15 protein-coding genes are annotated in these 18,717 nt (G+C 73.6%); 6 read left to right on the forward strand and 9 right to left on the reverse strand.

Annotation, left to right across the window (positions count from 1 at the left end; genetic code table 11):
* Positions 1-306 precede the first annotated feature (306 nt).
* From ACFVNO_RS30705 to ACFVNO_RS30730, 6 genes are all read right to left on the reverse strand, one after another.
* Positions 307-1,212, reverse strand: a complete 906-nt coding sequence (locus tag ACFVNO_RS30705; RefSeq protein WP_378897918.1) for an ABC transporter substrate-binding protein — start codon at positions 1,210-1,212, stop codon at positions 307-309.
* 47 nt (positions 1,213-1,259) lie between these two features.
* Complete coding sequence (locus ACFVNO_RS30710) at positions 1,260-1,940, reverse strand: ABC transporter permease (RefSeq protein ID WP_355269066.1); 681 nt, start codon at positions 1,938-1,940, stop codon at positions 1,260-1,262.
* 2 nt (positions 1,941-1,942) lie between these two features.
* Positions 1,943-2,728 (reverse strand): ABC transporter permease subunit, encoded by a 786-nt coding sequence (locus tag ACFVNO_RS30715; RefSeq protein WP_355269068.1) that lies wholly within the window; start codon positions 2,726-2,728, stop codon positions 1,943-1,945.
* Positions 2,725-3,834, reverse strand: a complete 1,110-nt coding sequence (locus ACFVNO_RS30720) for an ATP-binding cassette domain-containing protein (protein WP_355269070.1) — start codon at positions 3,832-3,834, stop codon at positions 2,725-2,727. Before ACFVNO_RS30720 ends, ACFVNO_RS30715 begins: the two co-directional genes overlap by 4 nt.
* Before the next feature lie 213 nt (positions 3,835-4,047).
* Complete coding sequence (locus tag ACFVNO_RS30725; protein ID WP_355269072.1) at positions 4,048-4,719, reverse strand: HAD family hydrolase; 672 nt, start codon at positions 4,717-4,719, stop codon at positions 4,048-4,050.
* Positions 4,720-4,730: 11 nt separating this feature from the next.
* A complete protein-coding gene (locus ACFVNO_RS30730; protein ID WP_355269074.1) occupies positions 4,731-5,471 on the reverse strand; it encodes an NUDIX domain-containing protein in 741 nt (246 codons plus the stop codon).
* A 133-nt stretch (positions 5,472-5,604) separates the two neighbouring features.
* Between ACFVNO_RS30730 and nadA the strand changes: the two genes are divergently transcribed.
* Positions 5,605-6,603, forward strand: a complete 999-nt coding sequence (gene nadA, locus ACFVNO_RS30735; RefSeq protein ID WP_355269076.1) for a quinolinate synthase NadA — start codon at positions 5,605-5,607, stop codon at positions 6,601-6,603.
* A 137-nt stretch (positions 6,604-6,740) separates the two neighbouring features.
* Positions 6,741-8,147, forward strand: a complete 1,407-nt coding sequence (locus ACFVNO_RS30740; protein ID WP_378897925.1) for a sigma-70 family RNA polymerase sigma factor — start codon at positions 6,741-6,743, stop codon at positions 8,145-8,147.
* Between the two features lie 31 nt (positions 8,148-8,178).
* Here the strand turns inward: ACFVNO_RS30740 and ACFVNO_RS30745 are convergent, their stop codons facing one another.
* A complete protein-coding gene (locus tag ACFVNO_RS30745; RefSeq protein ID WP_355269080.1) occupies positions 8,179-8,793 on the reverse strand; it encodes a TetR family transcriptional regulator in 615 nt (204 codons plus the stop codon).
* 382 nt (positions 8,794-9,175) lie between these two features.
* Here ACFVNO_RS30745 and ACFVNO_RS30750 point away from each other — a divergent pair, with 382 nt between their 5' ends.
* The 4 genes from ACFVNO_RS30750 to ACFVNO_RS30765 all read left to right on the forward strand — a co-directional run bounded on the left by ACFVNO_RS30750 (position 9,176) and on the right by ACFVNO_RS30765 (position 13,517).
* Complete coding sequence (locus ACFVNO_RS30750; RefSeq protein WP_355269082.1) at positions 9,176-10,207, forward strand: MBL fold metallo-hydrolase; 1,032 nt, start codon at positions 9,176-9,178, stop codon at positions 10,205-10,207.
* 161 nt (positions 10,208-10,368) lie between these two features.
* On the forward strand, positions 10,369-11,703 hold the full coding sequence (locus ACFVNO_RS30755; protein ID WP_378897929.1) for a glycosyltransferase family 4 protein: 1,335 nt from the start codon (positions 10,369-10,371) through the stop codon (positions 11,701-11,703).
* 33 nt (positions 11,704-11,736) lie between these two features.
* The gene (locus ACFVNO_RS30760; protein WP_220565315.1) at positions 11,737-12,459 is read left to right on the forward strand and encodes a class I SAM-dependent methyltransferase; all 723 of its coding nucleotides are present in this window, start codon (positions 11,737-11,739) and stop codon (positions 12,457-12,459) included.
* Entirely contained in the window at positions 12,459-13,517 is a 1,059-nt protein-coding gene (locus ACFVNO_RS30765) for a prenyltransferase (protein ID WP_378897932.1), read from the forward strand. Before ACFVNO_RS30760 ends, ACFVNO_RS30765 begins: the two co-directional genes overlap by 1 nt.
* A gap of 75 nt (positions 13,518-13,592) precedes the next feature.
* Here ACFVNO_RS30765 and ACFVNO_RS30770 read toward each other — a convergent pair whose 3' ends face one another.
* Together ACFVNO_RS30770 and ACFVNO_RS30775 are read right to left on the reverse strand one after the other, a co-directional pair.
* On the reverse strand, positions 13,593-16,724 hold the full coding sequence (locus ACFVNO_RS30770) for a transglycosylase domain-containing protein (RefSeq protein ID WP_378897935.1): 3,132 nt from the start codon (positions 16,722-16,724) through the stop codon (positions 13,593-13,595).
* A gap of 320 nt (positions 16,725-17,044) precedes the next feature.
* Positions 17,045-17,677 (reverse strand): class I SAM-dependent methyltransferase, encoded by a 633-nt coding sequence (locus ACFVNO_RS30775; protein ID WP_355269090.1) that lies wholly within the window; start codon positions 17,675-17,677, stop codon positions 17,045-17,047.
* Positions 17,678-18,717 lie beyond the last annotated feature (1,040 nt).

The raw sequence follows: 18,717 nt of genomic DNA on the forward strand, positions 1-18,717 counted from the left end.
GCCGGGACCGTCCGGTCCCGGCCGCGCGGGGCACCTCCGCCCCCCGCCCTCCGCCCGGCCCGGCGCGCCGGGCCGGGCGACCGTCGGGCCGCGGCGGAGCGAAGGCCCGGAGGAGTACCTCCTAGGGCGTGTTCGGCGGATGCTTTCGAGTGTTTCGGCGCTTGCGCCGAATGGCGGGAGCGGCCGCGAGGCGATCTCTCGCAAGACGACCAGCGCGGGTCGGCCCGGGTTCGGCTGTCCGAGCGCAGGCGGCGCGGCGAGAGGAGGCCTCGCGGCCGCGACCCGGAATGATCCGCCGAGCACGCCCTAGGCCAGGTCCTGGGCGCCCAGCCACTCCTGGGCGACGTCGGCCGCCTCCTCGTTGTCGATGATGATCCGCTCGTTGAGCGCGGTCAGCTCCTCGGTGGTGAGCGCCGCCGACACCGCGTTCAGCACGGCGCGGGCGTCCTCGTCCACCTGCTCGGAGTTGATGAGCGGAGTGACGTTCTGGGCGCCGAACAGGTTCTCCGGGTCCTCCAGGACCACGAAGCCCTGCGCCGCGATCTGCGGGTCGGTGGTGAACAGGTTGGCGGCCTGCACGTCCCCGTCCGTGAGCGCCTGCGGGATCAGCGCCGGGTCCAGGGCCCGGAACTCGCCGAACTCCACGCCGTAGGTGTCGGCCAGGCCCGGCACGCCCTGGGGCCGGGTCTCGAACTCCGGCGGGGCGCCCAGGGCCATGTCGCCCGCCACCTCGGCCAGGTCGGCGATACTGGCCAGCCCGTACTCCTCGGCGGTCTGCGGGGTCACCGTGACGGAGTCCTTGTTCTCCGCCGCGGACGACTCCAGGATCTCCAGCCCCTCCGGCAGCGCCTCGGTGATGGCCGCGTTGGTCTCCTCCGCGGTGCCCACCGGGGCCTGGTCGTCGAGGTAGGCGAGGATGCCGCCGTTGTACTCCGGGAACACCGACAGCCGACCGGACTCCACCTGCGAGTAGTACACCTCCCGGCTGCCGATGTTGAGCTGGTACTCCACCTCGAAGCCCTCGGCGGCCAGGGCGCGGCCGTAGATCTCGGCGAGCAGCGCGCTCTCGGGGAAGTCGGCCGAGCCGACGACGATGGCGCCGGAGCCCTCCTGGCCCCCTCCCCCGTTCTCCTCCTGGAAGGGGTCGCTGGCGCCGCAGGCGCTCAGCAACAGGACCAGGGGGAGCCCGGCGAGGGCGATCCGTGTCTTCATCTTCGGGAAACCTTCTCTCTCGTCGGCCCGCCGTGTCGGCGGACCCCTCACCGCGCGGTCGCGGCCTGCGCGCGCAGTCCGGGGGCGACCAGCAGGCGGCGCGCCCCGGCGAACAAAAGTGTGGTGACGACGGCCAGCGCCACCACGAGGACGGAACCGCCCAGGATCATGGACAGGTTCTGCTGGGCCTGGCCGTCGAAGATGTAGCGGCCCAGGCCGCCGACGCCCACGTAGGCGGCGATGGTGGCGGTCGCCACGACCTGGACGGCGGCGGTGCGCAGCCCGATCAGGATGAGCGGCAGCGCCACCGGCAGCTCCAGGCGCAGCAGGACCTCGCGGCCGCGCATGCCCATGCCCCGGGCGGCGTCGCGCAGCCCGGCGTCGACCGAGCGCACGCCCTCGTGGGTGTTGACCAGGATCGGCGGCACCGCCAGCGCCACCAGGGCGGCGGTGACCGGGACCAGGCCGATCCCGGCCGCCATGACGACGAGGAACAGCACGCCGATGGTGGGCAGCGCCCGGGCGAAGTTGGCCAGGCTCGCGGTGAGGAACCCGCCCACACCGGTGTGCCCGGTGAGCAGGCCGACGGGTACCGCGATGAGCGCCGACAGCACCAGGGCCAGCAGCGAGTAGTACACGTGCTCGCCGAGCCGGGCGGGGATGCCGGCGGACCCGCTCCACTGGGCGGGATCGCCGAACCAGGCGATGAGGCCGTCGAGGATCTCCACGGTCACCCCTTCCCCGGCGGTGCGACCGCCGTCGATTCGAGGGCCTCGGCTCCCGCGGGGGCCGCCGCGGCCCGGCGGCGGCGCCGGAACCCGGCGCGCGGCCGGTCGCGCCGGGCCCACGGGGTGAGCAGGCGCTGGGCCAGGACGAGCAGGGCGTCGGTGGCGAAGGCCAGCAGCACCACGAGCACGACGCCCACCACGATGGGCGCGTCGAACTGGCGGCGGAAGCCGTCGCTGAGGATGAGCCGCCCCAGGCCGCCCAGGCCCACCAGGGAGGCGACGCTGACCATGCTGATGGTGGCCACCGACGCCACCCGCAGCCCGGCGATGATGACCGGCACCGCCACCGGCGTCTCCACCCGGACCAGGCGGCGCAGCGGGCCGAAGCCCATCGCCACGGCCGCCTGGCGGACGTGGTCGGGCACCTGGTTCAGCCCGTCGACCACGTTGGGCAGCAGGATGACCAGCGTGTACAGCGCCAGCGGCACGATCGCCGTCCAGTCGCTGAACCCGGTGTAGGGCAGCAGCAGGAAGAACAGGGCGATGGAGGGCACGGCGTAGAGCACGTTCACGCCGGTCAGCAGCGGCGGGTACAGCACCTTCCAGCGCACGCAGGCCAGGCCCAGCGGGACCGCCAGCACCAGCCCGATGGCGATGGAGGAGTACGCCAGGCGGACGTGCTCCACCAGCCGGGGCCGGATGCCCCGCCCCGGCTCCTCGGGGAAGTACCAGTTGGCCGCCGCCCAGTCCCACACGCCCTGGGCCCAGTCCCAGACCCCGGCGCTCATTCGGTCACCGACCACAGGGCGGCGCCGAGCTCGTCCTGGCTCACCACTCCCAGCACCCGGCCGTCGCCGTCCACTCCGACGGCGCGCCCGGCGGGCGAGAGCACGGCGGCGTCCAGCGCGGCGCGCAGGGAGTCGGTCTCCACCGTGAACGTGTGACCGTAGGGGACGGTGTCCAGTTCGCCCAGGCGGATGCCGGAGGGGACGTCGGCCAGGGAGCGCTCGGAGATCCACCCCAGGGGCGCCCGGTCGGTGTCGACGACCAGCAGCCAGGGGTGTTCGGCGGCGATGTGGCGCACGTCCTCGACCTTGAGGTCGTCCTCGAAGACGACGTCGTCGCGCAGCGACAGGGTCCGGGCGGGGAAGAACGACAGCCGGCGCACGCCCCGGTCGTGGCCGACGAAGGATTCGACGAAGTCGTCGGCGGGGGTGGTGAGCAGCCGCTCGGGGGTGTCGTACTGGGCGAGTTCGCCGCCGGGGCGGAACACCGCGATGCGGTCGCCCAGGCGCACGGCCTCGTCGATGTCGTGGGTGACGAACACGATGGTCTTGTGGAGCTCCTGCTGGAGCCGCAGCAGCTCGTCCTGGAGTCCGGTGCGCACCACGGGGTCGACGGCGCTGAAGGGCTCGTCCATGAGCAGGACGGGCGGGTCGGCGGCCAGGGCGCGGGCGACGCCGACGCGCTGCTGCTGCCCGCCGGAGAGCTGGTGGGGCCAGCGGCGGCCCATGGCGGGGTCGAGTCCGACCAGCTCCATGAGCTCGGCGGCGCGGGCGCGGGCGGTCCTCCTGGGCGTGCCCACCAGCAGCGGCACGGTCGCGATGTTGTCCAGGACGGTGCGGTGCGGGAACAGCCCGGCCTGCTGGATGACGTACCCGATGCCGCGGCGCAGCAGGGCGGGGTCGCGTTCGCGGATGTCGACGCCGTCGATGCGCACGGTCCCCCGGGTGGGCTCGACCATGCGGTTGATCATCCGCAGGGACGTGGTCTTACCGCTGCCGGAGGGGCCGACGAAGACCGTCGTCCGGCCGGTCTCGACGGTGAGGTCGAGGTCGGCGACGGCGACGGTGCCGTCGGGGTAGTGCTTGGCGGCGCCCTCGAAGGTGATCATCGGGGTCTCCAGTCCGGGGCGGGGCGGATGGTACGGGTGCGGGCCCTGCGGGAGGGGGGACCCCGGGGGCGGACCGTTCGACGGTACCCGTGTTCGAGTCCGCCAAACGGGAAGGACGCACACCGTGACCGAATCGCCCTATTACACACTTTTCCCGTCGGACAGAGGGGGAATGGGGAGGGGTGCCGCGGCGGCGGGGGCCGCGGCGGGCCGTCAGGCCCGTTCCAGGGCCCACTCCGCGATCCGGTGCAGGTCGTCGGCGACCAGGTCGGCCCGTGCCGCGTGGGGCGAGGCGGAGTGCCGGTACCCGTAGATCCCCCGGCGCAGCAGGGCCGTCCTCATGCCCGCCCGCAGCGCGGGCAGCACGTCGTTGTCGACCCGGTCGCCCACGTAGAGGATCTCCCCGGCCGAGATCCCGGGCCGGACCAGGGCGGCCAGGTCCAGGACCCGGTCGAAGAACTCCGGCTCCGGCTTCTTCACGCCCCAGGTGTCCGAGATGCCGATCCCGTCCACGCCCAGCCCCATCGCCTCCAGCGCGGGCCCGGCCTCGGGCGGCTGGTTCCCGGCGATGACCAGCGACAGGCCGCCCCGGCGCATGGTCTCGAACGCGGGCCGCACGTCCGGGTACAGGTCCTTCTCCCCGAAGTGCTCGCGCTCGCCGTCCGGGTCCTCGGCCCGCCAGCGCTCGCTCTCGGCCGCCAGGTCGAATCCGGGCACCATCAGGCGGAACCCGTCGGTGAGGGTGCCGCCGTCGGCCAGGACACCGCCGATGGTGCCGAAGAACGCCATGTGCGGGATCCCGAACCGGTCCGCCCAGCGCTCGAAGATCCGCGTCTCGTCGACCAGTGTTTCCCCGACGTCGAACACCACAGTACGAATAGCCACGTCGGGGAAGTCTACTTGTCCCCCGCACCCTGTCCGGGGGGCCGCAGCACCGCGAAGGCGTCGGTGATCTGCAGGCTCCGCGACCGGAACCGGAACAGCGCCGCGGGCCGGCCGCCCGAGCGGCCCGAGGGCACCGAGCGCCCGGTCTCCTCGATCTGCCCCCGGCGCAGCAGCACCCGGCGCAGGTTGGTGGCGGCCACGTCGTGCCCCAGCGCGGCCCGGTAGTAGCCCGACAGCTCCGACATGGTGAACTCCGGCGGGGCCAGGGCGAACCCCACGTTGGTGTAGCTGAGCTTGGCGCGCAGCCTCTGGCGCCCGGAGCGGACGATGGAGGCGTGGTCGAAGGCCATCGGCGGCAGGTCGCCGGCGGGGTGCCAGCGGGTGTCGGCGGGCACCACGGGGTCGATGCCGGCCGGGACCAGGCCCAGGTAGGCGGTGGCCAGGGTGCGGCGCTCGGGGTGGCGGTCGGGGTCGCTGCGCGTCTCCAACTGCTCCAGGTGCGACAGGTCGCGCACGTCGACCTTCTGGGCGAGCTGGCGGCTGATGGAGGCGCCCAGGCTCTCGTCGGCCCGCAGCCTGCCGCCGGGCAGCGCCCACTCCCCCTCGCAGGGCGGCAGCGCGCGGCGCCACAGCAGGACGCACAGCTCTCCGGCGCGGATCTGGAGGACGACGGCGAGCGCCTCGTGCGCCGAGAGTCCCGTGTCCTCGGCCACGGCGCCCACCACCTGTCCGTTTGCTTCCGGGATATCCACCCTGTCCCTTCCGTTCCCCGACATGTTAAGCTGCGACAGGTTTGTGCCTGACAGACAAAAACCCTGTCCCCGCACCGACCAGCCACGGCGCGGCGTCCACGCCCGCCCACAGCCTCAAGGAAGTAGTACGGACATGGCACCGGTCACCGCCTCGGCGGACACCATGACCAGGCAGGAATGGGCCGCGGAGGTCCGCCGCCTGGCGCAGGAGCGCGACGCGGTCATCCTCGCGCACAACTACCAGCGTCCGGAAATCCAGGACGTCGCGCACCACACCGGCGACTCCCTGGCCCTGTCCCGTCTGGCCGCCACCGTCGACGCGGGCACCATCGTCTTCTGCGGCGTGCACTTCATGGCCGAGACCGCCAAGATCCTGGCCCCGGAGAAGACGGTCCTGCTACCGGACCCGGCGGCCGGCTGCTCCCTGGCCGACACCATCACCGCCGAGCAGGTGCGCGAGTGGAAGGCGCAGCACCCGGGCGCGGTCGTCGTCGCGTACGTCAACACCACCGCCGCGGTCAAGGCCGAGACCGACATCTGCTGCACCTCGTCCAACGCCGCCGACGTCATCCGGTCGATCCCCGAGGACCGGGAGATCCTGTTCCTCCCGGACCAGTTCCTGGGCGCCCACGTCAAGCGCGTCACCGGCCGCGACAACATCCACATCTGGATGGGCGAGTGCCACGTCCACGCCGGCATCGACGGGCACACCCTGCGCCGGCGCGTGGAGTCCGAGCCCGACGCCGAGGTCTACGTGCACCCCGAGTGCGGCTGCGCCACCTCCGCCCTGTACCTGGTCGGCAGCGGCGCCGTCCCGCAGGAGCGCGTCAAGGTCCTGTCGACCGGCGGCATGCTCACCGCGGCCGAGAACACCACCGCGAAGAAGGTCCTCATCGCGACCGAGACCGGCATGCTGCACCAGCTGCGCAACGCCAACCCCAGGACCGAGTTCGAGGCGGTCAACTCGCGCGCCGAGTGCCACTACATGAAGATGATCGACGCCGACAAGCTGCTGAACTCGCTGCGCTTCGGCACCACGGAGATCACCGTGGACGCCGACACCGCGGAGCGGGCCCGCCGCTCCGTCGAGCGCATGATCGCCATCGGCTCGCCCTCGCGCGGAGGCGAGTGAACAGGGCCCCTCACCCCGCGCGAGACCCCGGAGACCCGGCGTGAGGTAACAGAAACCTCACCTTCACGCCACAGTCCCCGGATTCCCCCGCGCGGTCCGACTCCCCCCACTACCGTCTGCGGTGTGGGGGGAGAATCGTGACCAGAGGCAACGAAAGAGACGAACCGGGTCCGGAGCCGGTCGAGGCGCTCTACGACGCCTTCGCACCGGCCCTGTACCGGTACGCCTGGTCCCTCCTGGGCGAGGGCCCCGGCACCGCCGACGCCGTGCACGACGGACTGGTCGCCGCGCGCACGCTCACCGAGCGGCCCGCCGACCCGGCCGAACGCGCCCCCTGGCTGTACGCCCTGGTCCGAGCGGCCGCCCGCCGCCGCGGGTTCGTCCACGTGTGCCCCTACGCCCGGCTGGCCACCGTGCCCGCCGAGGAGCCGGTCGCGCGCATGTTCTCCCGCCTCCCGGCCAGCCACCGCGAACTGGTCGAGCTCCACCTGCGCCACGCGCTGCCCGCCTCGGCGATCGCCCGCGTCCTGGGCCTGGACCACGACCTGTGCGCCGAGCTGGCCCGCTCGGCGGTGCGCCGCGCCGCCGACGGCCTGGCCGAGGCCCGCGACCCCCGGCGCGCCGCCCGCTCCCGCGAGCGCGTGCCCGCCGACGAGGGGCCGCCCTCACAGGCCGGCTGGCGCGCCCGGATGGAGGAGGTCTCCACCGCCCTGGCGCTGCTCCGCCCGCCGGGACCGCCCCCGGGCCTGCGCGACCGGGTCCTGGAGACCTGCACCGACCCCGGTCTGGAGGGGGAGCGCCGCCGCATCGCCCGGGAGATGCACCCGCTCACCTCCGAGGGCTACCCGCTGCACCGCTCCCGGGCCGCCGAGGACGCCGCCGGCATCGGCGGCGAGGACGGAGGGGACGGGACCGACGAGGCGCGGGCGCCGCGCCCCGCCCGGGTCCTGCCGGGCGACCGGCTGAGCACCGCCGACCACCCGGTCCGGGAGGAGCACCGGGCCCCGCTGCCCGGCCCCGGGGGCGTGGACGAGGACGAGGAGACCGCGCCCCGGCGCTCGCGCCGGGCGCTGCCGGTGGTCGCCGGGCTGGCCACCGCCGCCCTGGCCATGGCGCTGTGGGGCTGGGCCGGCGCCTCGGAGGAGCCCGCCACCGTCATCGGCACGGGCCCGGACGCCCCCCGGCCCGCCGGCCCGGTGCTCACCGGGGTGGAGACCTCATCCAGCGCCGCCGACACCCGGCCCGAGGCCGGGCCCACCACCCCGGGGGCACCGGCGTCGGGCACGCCCGACGCGCCGGAGACCGGGCAGGAGGAGCCGCGGGAGGAGACCGCCCCCGAAGAGCCGCAGGCCCCGCCGGCCGCTCCGGCCGACCCCGGCGACCCGCCCCGGGAGGAGCCCCCCGCGGGGGAGGCCCCGTCGCAGTCGCCCTCGCCCGGCCCCGGGGACGACGACGCCTCCGGCGGGGAACCCGGCGATGACGGGTCCGAGCGCGGAGGCGGTCTGATCAGCGGCCTGCTGGGCCTGCTCCTGGGCGGTGGCTGACGCCCGGGTCCCTGCGGGGCGGAGGTCCGGTCTAGAAGGAGGCGAGGAGGCGCTCGGCGGCGACGTGCAGCCGCCGCTCGACCTCGTCGACGTCGCGGCGGCCCTTGAGGACCTCCACCAGCTCGAAGATCCACACGCTGGTGAGCGACCCGGCCAGCACGTAGCCCACGCCCTCGCGGTCGATGTCGGGGGCGTCCTCGCGGGCGTCCTCGGCCGCCAGCGAGCCGGTGGCCACCCGCCAGACCAGGTCGGTGATGCGGACGTCCAGCTCGATCTTGACCTCGGCCATGATGAGCGAGCGCACCAGCGCGTCGGCCAGCTCCGGCTCGCGCATCAGCCCCCGGGTGGCGCGCAGCAGCACGTCCACGGCGCGGCCCGCGGGGGTGTCGGCGGTGGGCGGACGGCGGACGATGCCGCCCTCCAGCAGGTCGAGCTCCTCGGTGACCACGGCCACGACGAGGTCCATCTTGGAGGGGAAGTAGCGGTAGAGGGTGCCCAGGGCGACCCCCGCCCGCTCGGCGACCGAGCGCATCTGCATGGCCTCGACGCCGCCGCGCACGGCCAGGGCCGCCGCGGTCTGCACGATGCGCTTGCGTCGCTGGGTCTGGCTTCGCGACATGGTTCCGATCGGCGCCTGTACCGCCACAGGATCTCTCCCCTTCGTCGTCGGTCGCGCCGACTGCTCGCCGCAGCACCGAGAGGGCTACCAGGTGTGGCCGAAGCCCGTCCGGAGCACCGACCTTATGAGAACACGTTATCCAACCGCTTCCCGTTCGCGCAGCGGTTCCCTCCCATGATTCACGCCTCATTGACCGGCAGGGCAGCCGCCTTGCGGAACCGATCCAGGGTTTTTGGGAACGCTGGTACAGGATTTATAGAATATGTTCTATTTCGCTCCGGGACGGGTCGTCCACCCCCGGCGGTCACGCTGGGTGCACACCCGCCGCCGGACCTCCGCCCGGCCGCGGCCGGCGCACACCCCCCACTCTAGAATCGAATCCGATTCTGTTTCCAGTGAGAGGCCGCCCATGCCCGAGACACCCCCCGTCGAGGACCTCGGAGACGGCGTGTGGAGCCTGCCGGTGCCCATCCCCGGCAACCCCCTCGGCTTCACCTACGTCTACGTCCTGACCGGCTCCGACGGCCCCGTCCTCATCGACACCGGCTGGGACCACGACGACTCCTGGGACGCCCTGGTCAAGGGCCTGGCCCGGATCGGACACACCGTCGGGGAGGTGCGCGGCGCCGTCCTCACCCACTTCCACCCCGACCACACCGGGCTCACCGGGCGGCTGCGCGAGTCCTCCGACGCCTGGCTGGCCATGCACCCCGCCGACATCACCGTCACCGAGCGCATGCTCGCCCTCGACGGCGACGCCCGCCTGCGCTCGCTGGCCGACCAGATGCGCGCCGCCGGATTCCCCGAGGACGACGTCGACGAACTCCTGGCCGGCCCCCGCTACTCCCCTCCCCCGGTCGTCCCCGACCTCCCCCTGGCCGACGGCGCCCGCGTGGACCTGCCCGGCCGCGACCTGCGCGCCGTGTGGACCCCCGGCCACACCCCCGGCCACCTGTGCCTGCACCTGGCCGACGGCGGGCTCCTGTTCACCGGCGACCACGTCCTGCCGCGCATCACCCCGCACGTGGGGCGGTTCCCGCTGACCACCGGCGAGGGAGACCCGCTCGGCGACTTCCTCGCCTCCCAGCGGGCCGTCGGGGGCCTGCCCGGCGCCGACACGCTGGTGTGCCTTCCCTCACACGAGCGCCGTTTCACCGGGCTGGGCGCCCGCACCGCCGAGATCGTCGAGCACCACGAGGACCGCGTCGCGGAGATCCTGACGCTGCTCCGGGCCGCGGGCCCCGCCACCCTGTGGGAGGCCGCCGCCGGCCTCACCTGGCGCCGGCCCTGGGCCGATATGAGCGTCCGCTCCCGCCACATGGCCGCCGCCGAGACCGCGGCGCACCTGCGCCTGGCCGAGGAGCGCGGGCTGGCCGCCCTCACCGGAACCCCCTCCCTGCCCCGCTGGGTCGCCGTCACCGGGCCCGATGCCCCGGCATAGGATCCCTACCAACCGGCCCGGGGGCCGACCCGAACACAACTGACGAGTAACATATGGGACGCCCGTACCCGCCACCGGCCCGGCCCGCGCGCGACGCCCGGCGGCGACCACCCCGCCCACCGAGGCGGCCGGGCCCCGCGACCCAACGAAGAGGTGGACTCTTGACCCAGTCGGGCAAAAGCACGGGACCGCACCCCGACCGCCCCCTGCGCGTGGCCCTGCTCTCCTACCGGAGCAAGCAGCACGTGGGCGGCCAGGGCGTGTACGTCCGCCACCTGTCCCGCGAGCTCGCCGCACTGGGCCACGAGGTCACCGTCTTCTCCGGCCAGCCCTACCCCGTCCTGGACGAGGGCGTCACCCTGGAGAAGATCCCCTCCCTCGACCTCTACAACGACGCCGACCCCTTCGTCGCCCCGCCGCTGCGCGAGTGGCGCGACTGGATCGACGCCCTGGAGGTCGCCACCATGTGGACCGCCGGGTTCCCCGAGCCGCTCACCTTCTCCCTGCGCGCCAACCGCGAACTCCGCCGCCGCCTGGACGAGTTCGACGTCGTCCACGACAACCAGACCCTGGGCTGGGGCCTGCTCGGCATCAAGTCCGCCGGGATCCCCCTGGTCACCACCATCCACCACCCCATCAGCGTCGACCGCCGCATCGAGATCGACGAGGCACAGGGGTGGCAGAAGCTCTCCAAGCGCCGCTGGTACGGGTTCGTCAGGATGCAGGCCAGGGTGGCCCGCCGCCTCGACCCCATCCTGGTGCCCTCCCGGTCCTCCGCCGACGACATCGCCCGCGAGTTCGGCGTGGCCCCCGAGGCCATGGAGGTCACCCCCCTGGGCGTCGACACCCGCTACTTCCACCCGCGCCCGGAGGTCCGGCGCGTCCCCGGCCGCATCGTGTGCACCGCCAGCGCCGACAGCCCCCTCAAGGGCGTCGCCACCCTGCTGCGCGCCACCGCCGAACTCGCCGCCGAGCGCGACGTCACCCTGACCGTCGTCAGCAGGCCCCGCCCCGGCGGGCCCACCGACCGGCTGGTCGACGAACTCGGCCTGCGCGACCGCGTCGAGTTCGTCAGCGGCATCGACGACACCGCGCTGGCCGAACTCATCGCCACCGCGCAGGTCGCCGTCGTCCCGTCCTTCTACGAGGGCTTCTCCCTGCCCGCCGTCGAGGCCATGGCCTGCGCCACCCCGCTCATCGCCAGCCGCGCCGGGGCGCTGCCCGAGGTCGTGGGCACCGACGGCGACGCCGGCCGCCTCATCGCCCCCGGCGACCCCGGACTGCTGGCCGCCGAGCTCGCCCGCCTCCTCGACGACGACGCCGAGCGCGAACGCATGGGCGCCGCCGCCTGGCGCCGCGTCCAGGAACGCTTCACCTGGCGGGCGGTGGCCGAGCTGACCGCCCGCCGCTACGCGTCCACGATCGCGTCCGCCGCCGGCCGACGCCCCGCCGACGGGGACAGCCGCCCCGCCCCCGCCCGGGCCAACGGCGCCTGAGCACCTTTTTCGCAGAACACGAGGGAGCCTCCACTGATCACCGTCGACTTCACCCTGTTCCCCGTCGGTCCGGGCGACCGCGTGCTCGACCTGGGCTGCGGCGGCGGCCGCCACGCCTTCGAGGTCTACCGCCGCGGCGCCGACATCGTCGCCTTCGACCAGAACGTCGAGGACCTGGCCTCCGTCGAGACCATGTTCGCCGCCATGAAGGAGGAGGGCGAGGCCCCCGCCTCCGCCACCGCGGAGACCGTCAAGGGCGACGCCCTCGACATGCCCTTCGACGAGGGCTCCTTCGACCGCGTCATCGCCGCGGAGATCTTCGAGCACATCCCGCACGACACCGCCGCCATGAAGGAGCTGTACCGGGTCCTCAGGCCCGGCGGCATCGCCGCGGTGACCGTGCCCAGCTTCCTGCCCGAGCGCATCTGCTGGGCCCTCTCGGAGGAGTACCACACCAACGAGGGCGGCCACATCCGCATCTACACCCGCGCCGAGCTGGAGGCCAAGCTCAAGGCCACCGGGTTCCTGATCGGCCCGCACCACCACGCGCACGCCCTGCACGCGCCCTACTGGTGGATCAAGTGCGCGGTGGGCACCGACAACAACGACCACCCGCTCGCCAAGGCCTACCACGAGCTGCTCGTCTGGGACATGTTCCAGGCCCCCAAGGTGACCCGGGTGGCCGAGCGCCTGCTCAACCCGGTCATCGGCAAGAGCGTGGTCGTGTACGTGCGCAAGCCGCTCGACGCCGCCTGATGTCCGTCGTCACCGCACCGGACGACCTGACCCTGTGCCTGCCCGGCGTGCTGGACGCCGGGCAGCTGCTGCGCTCCGCCGACTACCTGGCCCGCAGCCAGGAGGCCGCCGGCGCCCTGCCCTGGTTCCCCGGCGGCCACACCGACGTGTGGGACCACGTCGAGTGCGCCATGGCGCTGACCGTCACCGGCCTGTGGGAGCCCGCGCACGCCGCGGCCGCCCGCCGCGCCTACCGGTGGCTGGCCGGCGCCCGCCACCCCGGCGGCGGCTGGCCCGCCAAGTTCCGCCAGGGCGTCCCCGTGACCGAGCTGCGCGAGGCCAACCACGCCGCCTACCCGGCCGTGGGGGCGTTCCACCACCTGCTCGTCACCGGGGACACGGCCTTCGCCGAGGAGCTGTGGCCCGTCGTCGAGGACGGCCTGGAGTTCGTGCTGGCCCTGCGCGGCGAACGCGGAGAGATCCTGTGGGCGCGCGGGGAGGACGGGTCCCCCGGCGACCACGCCCTGCTCACCGTCTGCGCCAGCGTGCACCACGCGCTGCGCTGCGGCGCCGCCCTGGGCGAGCGGCTGGGCCGCCCGCGCCCGGAGTGGACCGAGGCCGCCGACCGGCTGTCCGGCCTCATCAACGACGACGAGGACCTGTTCGCCGACCGCGGCCGGTTCTCGATGGACTGGTTCTACCCGATCCTGGGCGGCGCCGTCCGCGGCGAGGCCGCCCACGCGCGCCTGGCCGAGCGCTGGGACCGGTTCGTGGTCCCGGGCCTGGGCGTGCGCTGCGTCGACGACCAGCCCTGGGTCACCGCCGCCGAGACCTCCGAACTGGTCCTGGCCCTGGCCGCCGTGGGCCGGACCGGGGACGGCGTGCGCATCCTGCGCGAGGTGCAGCACCTGCGCGACGGCGACGACGGCGTCTACTGGACCGGCTACCAGTTCGCCGAGCAGGTGCGCTGGCCGGTGGAGCGCAGCACCTGGACCACCGCCGCCGTGATCCTCGCCGTGGACGCCCTCACCCGGACCACGCCGGGGTCGCACGTGTTCCTGCACACCTGGGACGGGTGAGCCCGGGCGCACACGGCGAAGGGGCCGCGGACGTCGCCGTCCGCGGCCCCTTCGCACTCACCCCGCCCGGCGGGGTCAGCCGGCCGGGAACTCCCTGACCTCCTCGCGGGCCGGCGGGGTCTCCCCGCCGCCGCCCTCGCCGTCACCCGGCCCGGGGAACTCCGGAACCTCCGGGACCTCCGGCGTGCCCGGGTTCTCCGGGGTCTCCGGGACCTCGGGGACCTCCGGCGTGCCCGGGTCCTGGGGCGTCTCCTCCGGCAGCTCCTCCACCGGCTCCTCCGGAGCCTGGGTGGACGGGTCCGGCGCCCAGTACTGGGTGGACCCGGCGAACGCGGGCGGCGGGAACTCCTTGCGCTCGTACCCCTCCATCGCCCGCTGCATGTAGTCGCGCCAGATCGGCGCCGCCACACCACCACCGGAGATGTCGTAGCCGGGGATGCCGAACGACTGGTTGTTCTCGTTGTAGACGCCCACCGCCGTGGACAGCTGCGGGGTGTACCCGACGAACCAGGCGGCGACGCTGTCCGAGGTGGTACCGGTCTTGCCCGCCACCGGGTGCGTCCAGAAGTTCGCCGAGGTGCCGGTACCGCCCTGGACCACCTGCTCCAGCGCGTAGGTGACGTCCGCGGCGGTCGACTCCTTGATCGCCTGCCGGGACTCCACCTCGGGGCGCACCTCCTCGCCGTCGGCGTTGAGGATCGACTTGATCACGTGCGTGTCCACGTGGCGGCCGCCGTTGGCGAAGGTCGCGTACGCGCCCGCCTGGTCCAGCGGCGTCACCGTGGAGACGCCCAGCGCCAGGGTGGGCACCAGCTGGTGGTCCTCGATGCTGCCCTCGCGCAGGCCGATGTCGTACGCGGTGTCGCGCACGTTCTCGTAGCCGACCTCCATGTTCAGCTCGACGAAGCCGAGGTTGTTGGAGACGCGGGTGGCCTGGACCAGGTCCATCGGACCGCCCGGGGCGTTGCCCGCGTTCTGGATCCGCGAGCCCTGGATCTGGCGCGGGCCGCTGCCGTCCACGAAGCTGTTGAGGCTGTAGCCCTCCTCCAGCGCGGTGGCCAGCACGTAGGGCTTGAACGCCGAACCGGCCTGGGCGCCGCCCAGCAGCGCGCTGTCGTACTGGTTCTCCAGGTAGTCGTGGCCGCCGTAGAACGCCAGCACCTCACCGGTGGCGTTGTCCACGGTCGCCATGCCGACGTTGACGCCCTCGGGGATGACCTCCTGCGGGATGGCGGCCTCCACCACCTCGTAGGCGGCGTCCATCATGTCCTGGTCGAAGGTGGTGACGACGGTGAAGCCCTGCCGGTTGATCTGGTCCTCGGTGTAGCCCAGCTCCTCCAGCTCGCGCATCGCGGCCTCGTACATGTAGCCGCGGTAGCCGCTCAGGTCGTTGTCGGCCCCGGGCTCGTACTCGATCGGCGCGGGGAACTCCATCCCGTCGGCCTCGGACTGGGTGATGGCGCCCGTGGTCACCATGCCGTCGACGACGTAGCGCCAGCGCTGCTCCATCTCCGGCGTGGTGTTGACGTCCGCCTCGCCGAACGGCGTCGGCTGCTGGATGGCGGCGGCCAGGAAGGCGGCCTCCTCCGGGGTCAGCTCATTGGCGTTCTTGTCGTAGTAGGCCTGGGCCGCGGCCTGGATCCCGTAGGCCTGGCGGCCGAAGTAGATGGTGTTGAGGTACTGCTCCATCACCCATTCTTTGGTCTCGCTCTGGTCGACCTTGATGGAGATGATGATCTCCTGGATCTTCCGGGAGACGGTCTGCTCGAAGGACACGCCCTCGTAGTAGTTGCGGACCATCTGCTGGGTGATGGTGGAGCCGCCCTGGACCTGCTGGCCGGTGACCGTGGACCAGACGGCGCGGGTGGTGCCGCGCACGGAGACGCCGGGCTCGGTCCAGAAGCCCCGGTCCTCGGCGGAGATGACGGCCTCGACGACCTGGTCGCCGTTCTCGGTCATCTCCTCGTAGGTGATGGGGTCGCGGTCGGTGCCGCGGTAGGCGAACTCGGTCTCCCCGTCGCCGAAGTAGAAGGTCGACCCCTGCTCCACGGCGTCGGCCTTCGCGGCGTCGGGGACCTCGACGGTGGCGTAGAAGTACGCGAAGGCGCCGCAGGCGATGATGACCATCAGCGCGGAGGCCACCAGGAAGGTGCGCAGGATCCGCCACCAGAGCGGCTTCTTGCGCTTGCCCTTCTTGGCCTTGGCCTTCTTCCCGGGACCGGTGCCGGCGGGACCCGACGGGCTGGACGAACCGCTGGGACCGGTGGGGCCGCCGGGCCCCCCGGGGCCGCTCGGGCCTCCGGGACCGTTCGGGCCTCCGGGACCCTGGGGCGGGCGGCCCGCGCCGGCGGCTCCGACGTAGTTGGACAGCCGCTGCGGCTGCGGCCACATCGCCCCGGCCTCGGCCGCGGACTCCTCCGTGACCTGGGGGTCCGGAACGGGCCCGGCGACGGACTGCGGAGCCTCGGGCGCACCGGGGGGCGTGGCGGGAGGCGCGGCGGACACGGGAGGCGTCGAGGGCTCGGCCGCGGACCCGGCGGGCGGGACCGGCGGGGCGGCGGGAGTCCAGGACGGGGCCTCGGGCGCACCGCCCTGCGCGGCTCCGGCGGGCTCGGCGGCGTCGGCGGCCTTCCCGGCCGCGGCGGTGGTGGTGTCGTCGGCGGCGGGCGCGGGCTCGGAACCGGCCGCGGCGGCGCCCGGCTCGGACGCACCGGACCCCTCGGACCCGTCGGTCGCGGACCGGGGGCCGTCGGCCGGCTCGGGAGCCTGCGCCGCGGTGGCGGCGGCAGCGGCCACCGCGGCCGCGCCGGCGGACTCCTCCGCGGAGGAACGCTCCCCGGATTCGTCGGCGGTCTCCCTCTCCGCCTGCGCGGACGCCGTTTCGGGCTCGTCGGCCGCCGAGTTTCCGGTCACCTCCGGAGCCGCCTCGGCGGACTCCTCCGCGGTCTCCGCGGTGGCCCTCCCCGGCTCCCGCCCGTCCTCCCCCTCGGAGGACTCGTCGAAGCCCTGCTCCGCGAGGACCTGCGCGACCCGCTCGCGGAAGAAGGTGCCGCTGGTCTTGAAAGTGATGGGCCCGGAGTCGGCCGCCGAGTCGGCGTCCCCGCCACCACCGGTGGTCGGGGCGCGGTCGGCCGTGTCCTCTCCGGCGTCGGGCAGCTCCTCCGCAGAGGTGTCGTTGGTCTCCGGCGCGACGTCCTCATCGTGCACGGGGCGCTGCCCATCCGCCCCGTTCGCGCCGTTTGTGCTCTCGCTCAGCTCCCCGCCCCCATGGCAAATCACGTCCGGCACGGTGCCGTCCTGGTATTTGACGCGCAACCGCCCCGGATCGGTTCAGTCAAGATTTGGACCGAAGTGGTCTTTCGGGGGATAACGCCACCATCGCTCCGCCCCTTCTCGACACGATACCGGGCCGTAACCATGTCAAGGCCGAATCCATAACCGGGTGGTGACTTCTTACCGAAGGCTTACCCGGCGGGGGCGTGTCCCAGGACGGCCGTTGCCCGACCGGTTCGGGGAGGTGGGAGGGCTCAGGCGACCCGTTCCAGGACCCGCATCGAACCGACCGCCGCGACCTCTTTGAACAGACCGGAGTCCAGGGCCCGGAGGTAGATGTTGTACGGGGGGCGCCCGCCGTCCGCGGGGTCGGGGAAGACGTCGTGGATCACCAGCGCGCCGCCGGGGGCGACGTGCCCGCTCCAGCCGGCGTAGTCGGCCTGCGCGGCCTCCTCGCTGTGGCCGCCGTCGATGAACAGCATCCCCAGCGGGGTGCCCCACACCGAGGCCACCTCGGCGGAGCGGCCGACCACGACGATGACCTCGTCGTCCAGCCCGGCCAGGGTGAGGGTCCGGCGCAGGTGCGGGAGCGTGTCGAACTTCCCGGTCTCCCGGTCCACGAGCGTCGCGTCGTGGTACTCCCAGCCCTCCTGGTGCTCCTCCGACCCGCGGTGGTGGTCCACGGTGACCACCTTCACGCCGGTGGCCCGGGCCGCCGCACCGAGGAAGACGGTGGACTTGCCACAGTAGGTGCCGATCTCCACGACGGGCCCGACAGGGGCGTAACGGAGGGCGGTCTCGTACAGGGCGGTGCCCTCGTCCGTGGGCATGAAGCCCTTGGCGGCCTCGGCGGCGGCGAGCAGGTCGGCGGGGATGGGAATCGTCATGGGTGAATTGTCCCACCGGTGGGGGGCGGGTCCTCCGTTCGGCTCCGCTGATGCGCCCGTGTGCGCCCCTCCAACGCCGTGGTGGGCGACGGGTGGGTCCGTCCGGGGCCCAGCCGCGTCCTGAGGGCGGAACGTCTCCTTCGGCCCCAGGGGGGTGGAGGTGGGTGTTCCCGTCGTCCCCGGGCACACGGGGAAGGCCGCAGGGGGTCGCCCGCGGAGCGGGCCCTCAGCCACTGCCGGGGAGCGCCGCTGGGCCTCCGCCGCAGGGGGTGATGGTTCGCGCATACCCACGGACCCAGCACCAGCACCAGCACCAAGGACACTCTCATGCCCTTTCAACGCTGTGGTGGGTGACGGGTGGATCTGTCCGGGGCCGAGCCACGGCCGGAGAGCGGATCATCTCCTTCGACCCCAGGGGGCGAGTGTGGGCGTTCCCTCCGTCCCGGACACAGGGGGTGGAGGCCGCGCGTACCTGCGGGCCCTGGCCGCAGGGGGTTTCCCACCCGGCTGGGGTCCTCAGCCACCAACGGAGGGCATCGCGGGGCCCCTGCCTCAGGGGGTGAAGGCCGCGGGTGGCTTCCCACCCCAGCCCGAGGGGGTTTCTCACCCGACCGGGGCCCTTGGCCACAACCGGAGGGCATCGCTGGGCCCCCGCCGCAGGGGGTGAAGGCCGCGGTCGGCTTCCCACCCCAGCCCGAGGAGGGTCTCACCCGACCGGGATCTCAGCCACCACCGGAAGGCGGACCGCCACCTCCGCCCCAGCGGGTTTCCCACCCAACCGGGGCCTCAGCCCCTGTCGGAAGGCGAACCGCTACCTGCGCCGCAGGGGGTGAAGGCCGCGGTCGGCTTCCCGCCCTGGCCCCAGGGGGTTTGGGAGGGCAGGCCGGGGCCTTCGCCATAGCCGTGTGAGGCCAGTGGGGTGCCCGGCCCCAGGGCACAAAAAAGGGGGGCCGCCCCAAGGACGACCCCCAAAACAGGGAAAGCCCCCACCCGAAGGCAGGGGCTCTCAACCCGAAGAAAACCGTGGCGGCAACCTACTC

It is taken from the genome of Nocardiopsis sp. NPDC057823 (assembly GCF_042797335.1).
GTDB lineage: Bacteria > Actinomycetota > Actinomycetes > Streptosporangiales > Streptosporangiaceae > Nocardiopsis > Nocardiopsis changdeensis.